This window comes from Bradyrhizobium jicamae, assembly GCF_001440395.1.
Classification (GTDB): domain Bacteria; phylum Pseudomonadota; class Alphaproteobacteria; order Rhizobiales; family Xanthobacteraceae; genus Bradyrhizobium; species Bradyrhizobium jicamae.
This window is the reverse complement of record NZ_LLXZ01000023.1, coordinates 1-5218: the sequence shown is the minus strand read 5'-3', so window position 1 is coordinate 5218 and position 5218 is coordinate 1. Positions and strand designations below refer to the sequence as shown.

The 5218-nt window shown below is 56.2% G+C and carries 4 protein-coding genes and 1 pseudogene; 3 read left to right on the top strand and 2 right to left on the bottom strand.

The features are described from left to right. Positions 1-30: 30 nt before the first annotated feature. Positions 31-321, bottom strand: a complete 291-nt coding sequence (locus tag CQ12_RS45980) for an Arm DNA-binding domain-containing protein (protein ID WP_057834145.1) — start codon at positions 319-321, stop codon at positions 31-33. 134 nt (positions 322-455) lie between these two features. On the opposite strand from CQ12_RS45980, the gene CQ12_RS47560 reads away from it, so the two are divergent. Together CQ12_RS47560 and CQ12_RS47555 are read left to right on the top strand one after the other, a co-directional pair. Continuing rightward, the gene (locus CQ12_RS47560) at positions 456-671 is read left to right on the top strand and encodes a transposase (protein WP_083519123.1); all 216 of its coding nucleotides are present in this window, start codon (positions 456-458) and stop codon (positions 669-671) included. 36 nt (positions 672-707) lie between these two features. Next, entirely contained in the window at positions 708-1064 is a 357-nt protein-coding gene (locus tag CQ12_RS47555; RefSeq protein WP_157087996.1) for an integrase core domain-containing protein, read from the top strand. A gap of 700 nt (positions 1065-1764) precedes the next feature. On the opposite strand, the gene CQ12_RS04390 is transcribed toward CQ12_RS47555, so the two are convergent. Further along, positions 1765-2550 (bottom strand): hypothetical protein, encoded by a 786-nt coding sequence (locus CQ12_RS04390; RefSeq protein ID WP_057834144.1) that lies wholly within the window; start codon positions 2548-2550, stop codon positions 1765-1767. A 1232-nt stretch (positions 2551-3782) separates the two neighbouring features. Here CQ12_RS04390 and CQ12_RS04380 point away from each other — a divergent pair. Then, positions 3783-5218: pseudogene (locus CQ12_RS04380) on the top strand (hypothetical protein); the annotation flags it as partial.

Here is a 5218-nt window from a genome sequence, read left to right as displayed (position 1 = left end):
CATTCATCGATCGATGCGCCGAAAGGGCGTTCAGCCGCCTGACGACGCCTTGCGAAATTGCTTTTCGATGGAGGGATCGACCGGCGGGTCTTGCGCGAGCAGCACCTTTGCGGCATCCCGCTTCTGACGTGCCGTGGCTACCGAGAAGGTGCCGTCGTTGCCGTTGCCGTAAGGCCCGATGGAGTAGGTCTTCTGTCGGCCAAGGAAGCGATAGGCCATCTGCCATAGCTTTGAAGCGGACTTGCCCAGCCTGCTCGGGTCCGCCTTGATGAAGAGATAGAGACCGCCACCTGTCAGTCGGAAATCTTGGTGGCCCTCCAAGCGCCGATCTCGAATTTCGGCCTGGCGGCGCGACAGTCGACGTCGGGCCTGATGTGCTTGGGGTGAACTGCACCCCGTTTTGACCGAACACCGGCGTTAGCTGGAGGAGCTAGCCTAGTCCTAGGCATACGCCTATATCCGAGACGTTTTCGAAGGCGGAAGTTATCACCGGCGTTGCCCGCCGGGCGTCGGTTACGGCGGAACAGAAGCTCTTGGTTGTCAACGAGACGCTGCAAACGGGCATGTCGATCAGCTATGTTGCCCGTCGCCATGGGCTCTCGCCGAGCCTGGTCTTTCGATGGAGACGGCTGATGAGCGAAGAGGCACTGAAGGCATTCAAGCGCAATTAAGTTCGTGTGAACCCGCCCCTGACGCGAGCACCGCGAATGATGCGGATCGACAACTGGATGGAGGATTACAACTCAGAACACCCGCATTCCCGGCTGGGCTACCGCTCACCGCGGGAGTACCTTGCATCAATAAAACCGGCCGAGTTCCGGTCTAACGGCAACTCCACGGGGTTGGCGTGCTCACCAGCCTGTTTGCGTGCCATCTGCTCCGATTCTTTCATTTCGGGAGATGGAGTTATGTCGCAAACCTTTGTTCTTCCGATACCAACAGATACCAACAAAAATACCAACAAAGTCGGCGACTGGACGCGAAACGAGAACAAACAAGCGAACAGGAACGTACGGGAAAACCCCATTTTTCAAGGGCCTCTGAGCATGTCGAGAACACCATAGAACGTTTTAGGGCGTGCCCGAACACCCTGCTTTTCCTACGTTCCAAAGATCGCAAACCAGCCTTTGCCGATCGATCCCTCCCCATAGCGCACCCCGTCGCGAATCAGGTGCTCAGCAAGGAATCACAAGTGATTCTTTCGACCCCATACTCCACCGATCAGCGGATCAGCCCGAATCGTCAAAAGTTATGGGTTGAAAGCTTCACTGGACGGATACCCTCTAACCGAGGAAACCTGTGACCGTCAAACATGATGACGATGATCGATCAGAAACTGGCACGCTTGCTCACACATCGTAACGACATCGTGCGCTATCAACGTTTGCTAATAATAGCCAAGCTCACTGATCTTGAGCGCCGATCTATCTTAAGCGTCTGACGAGAGCCACCTCCCCGTCGCCTTATCGATCCCGAAGCCGCCAGAGCGACCTATATCTCACGAAGCAAACCGGGCGCGGTAAGACGAGATCCGCCTCTCTTCGGGGTGCAATCGAAAACCCCGGCTCGACGCTGGGATTTTCTTCTATTCATCGCCGGGCAACATTCACAAATGCCGCGGCGCGGTGTTGCAAGGAACCTCGGAAATCCAGTCGAATTGATATCTTTCGTTCGGTCTAACGCGGCCCCTAAGCCGCAGCTTTCGATTTGCCTGCGCTCCTTGCATCATCACCTGCCGCAGCATTAATGCCTGCAGATCTCGAGTCACATAAAGTCACCATCCTCGTCCGAATCTGCTGAAGGCTCAGTATCACTGTCCTGGACTTTGGAGAGATAAAGCTTAGATTTAGTTGCACGCTGCCATTCACCATCACTGTTTTTTGTCCACTGTTCGGACTGGGTAGGGTCAAGTACCATGTCGTCCTTGTCCACTTCAACGAACCCCATCGTTTTTGCGCGGGCTTTCGCTTCTGGATTAGCAGGACGCCAGTTGAGCAACGGTCGTTCGCCATCTTGCCGAAGTTGATGCTCGAGCAGAATATCGCCGGCGTTCGCGACAAGCGGATGAGCAACCTGAAAATCGATGACTGAGGTGACTTCACTTCGTCCAGGAAACTGTTCTCGCCACGTTTGGCTACTGAACGTATCCATACTGAATCCGGGCTCCGTTCTTTGGAGGCCGACGCTCATATTTCCTAGTTGGTAGCTGTAATATCGGGCGTCTTCCGAATCTGTTGTAATACCGTATTTCTTGGCGACCTCTGCTGTACGCTTAGCTCTTTCGGATACAAATTCCGAGTACTCCTGGGGATTGTCGGCGATGCGGTTGATTGCGTCGCCATGAAAGGCTCCCACTTCTTTCCTGAATGTAGCTCTATCGATTTTGAACACAGGAGGTCTGGGAACGAGGGAGTAACTCGGCTGCGAAGATGAGCTGCCAGTGGAATCCCGCAATCGCATTCTAGCGAATGCATCTGCGAAGCCTTCGGCATCCGCTTGCACCTGGGTTTCATACGGAACATCGGACCAACCATTATTTCGAACGTCCATAACGCTCGCACCCCTTTGTATCATACGATAGCATTGTCTTCAGGCTGTTAGGCCTTACCGCGCTTAATAAACCAGTTTAGCTGTCCATAAGCTGACCTAACACAAAGGAAGACTAAGTTCGGTCGCGTGATAGAATCGGGGCTGGTGACCGCGTGCAGTTCAGTGCGGTCCTCTCCGGAGCGCCTTGATCAACTCCGCCCGATTCAAAGTCAGTCCATACCTAGATTAATGGCAGGCAATTGCGCCGGTGAGGTCTTGGTCGAGTAGCTCGACCATTTGGCTTTGCTTTCACAGATTCAGTCCGGCGGCTGTCCCGGACCCGGCTCTTTCTGAGAGTAAACCCGCATCATATCCCTGGCTGCGCCCAAGCGCGAGTGATGCGTGCAGATGGGAGCGCGCCGTCAGGATCTCGAGCTCCTGCCAGCGCATGCGCCGACTTTTCCGGCTGCGCCGTCTCAGACAAGGCACCAGGTCGACGCACGTCGCGATAAAGGCCGTTGAGGGCCGGATTATTGTGGGCCTGCCTAGTAGCCGCAGAACCTACGCAGAACGGCGGCGAATCGCTCGTGCCGCAAAGCCAGTCGCGTGTGGATGAGCCGGTACGCGTCCTTTGCGCAACGCCGTCAGCTTGCGTGTCAGGCGCGGTGCAATTGCGGCCATCGCGAAGACGTCTCTGCAAAGTGGTCCACCGATTCTTGGCTGCCTGGCTGGTTGAAAGTCGCAAGGCCGAGCCTCTTTCAGATCGAGGTGACAACGAGTTGCCTCGTGAGGCCGCACTGATCGTGCAACTTTAGCCGCAACACTTGCCTAGTCGCATGCACACGTTGGCGCGCAGGCCTTTCAGAGGTCTTGCAGGTTGCCGCGGTTCGTCAGCTTCTCGAAAGCTAGCCTCGGTATTTGTGACCTTCTTGTTGGTCTGTGGACAGGAGGCCAGAGTGGACGCACAGAACCTTAGCTCATTCGATTTGTCGGCTGGGCCAGCGGCGGACCAAGCCCTGTTGGAACCACAGGGAGGGGGGCAGGCCGGACAGGAGAGCTTCGAGCAGCACTTGGCTCAGGCGCGGGGACCCGATGCTCCTCCCGTCGAACCAAGGACTGAGCCCCACCCCCCCGCCTATCCTTATCTGCCTGAGAGTATCCGGAACCTCATCGACCAGGCCGTCCACGCAGAGGCTGCGCGCCGGAATCTGAGCCAAGCCACCGCACGGAACTATGTTGGCGCTCTTCGCAAATTGCAGAAAAATCTTTGGTCTCACGGAGAGACGATCGCTACACTCGACCACAATTCTCTGGTGGCTCGCGCTGAAAAGTTCATGTCGCGTGACTCGGCAATCGGTCCCGCGTTGACGGCGCTTCATAAGTATCGTGATCCCAATGCTCCTGATGGTGCACGTCGAAATTATATTGTTCCGTTTGTGAAAGTTGGGGGCCCCGTCGAGGAGGCCGTCCCTGCGGTCGATAACTATCCTCATCTGTCTGGCAGAGACCGGGATCTTATCGCCGAGGCGACACAGGATTTTGCGTATCGGGGTCTGCAAATGAATACAAGGCACAACTATGCCTGGGCGCTGCGCACGTTGGGAAATGATCTCGGATCTCGGGGCAAGACGATTGATGCGCTCGATCACGATTCTTTGGTCTCGCACGCGAGAATGTTTTTTCCCCGTGAGGAGCGAATGCTTTCCGCGTTGACCGCCCTTCGTAAGTATCGTGAGTCCGGTTCTTCGGCTGACGGCGGCCAACCTCGCGTCCCTACCGAGGAAGATACGAACTTGATCGGCGCAGCAGTCCAGGCTGCTGCTGAGCGTCGGGGATGGGCACCTCGCAGAACCGAGACGTATTTTCAGACTTTTCGTAGGTTAGCGAAATCTCTCGGATCGCAGGGGCAAACAATCGCTGCGCTTGATCACAATTCGCTCGTCGCCCATGTCAAGGCGCTATATGGGGCTGACAAGGCAATGAGCGCCGCGTTGGAGGTGCTTCTCGAGTATCGTCAGCCCGATATTCTAGCTGCGCGAAATCGTGGAAGTCATGTTCCCTCAGTGGAAGACAAGAGTCTTATCGAGGCTGCTGCTCGTGCCAGCAGTCGCCCCGAGAAGGCCGTGGAAACCTCCGTTAAAAGTCTTCTCAGGTTTGCAGGGGCACTCAATGCTGACGGCCAAAGAATGGCCAAGTTAGATCACATCGAGCTAGTCAAGCTTGCTAAAAAGCTGTTTCCCACTAACAAGAGCCTCATCAGCGGGCTGGGCATGATCCGTGATTACCTTAAGGCGGAGCACGCTTCCGGCGCGGGCGGCTCTCGGCACTCGGAGGATGATCTGGCCGTCTCGTCACCGGTGCTAAGTGTCGACCCAGAGGAGCTCCGGCGGCTACTGGATGATGAACGCATCCCCTCGCAACCGGTCTACAATCCGGCGGAACTTCAGAATACCGCCGATCAAGCTGGCCAGCTGCCAACCGAGAGTCTGGACACCGCGAAGATTCTGGAGATGCTCGCTTCACCCGCTCGTTCGCCAGCGGACAGTGTTAATCAGCCAAGCCCAGCCATCCCCTCGCCGGCGCGAGTTATCGATCCGGAGGAGTTTTGGCCGGGAGTGGATCAAGCTGGCCAACTGCCAACCGAAAGTTTGGACACTGCGAAGCTTTTGGAGATGCTCGCTTCACCCGC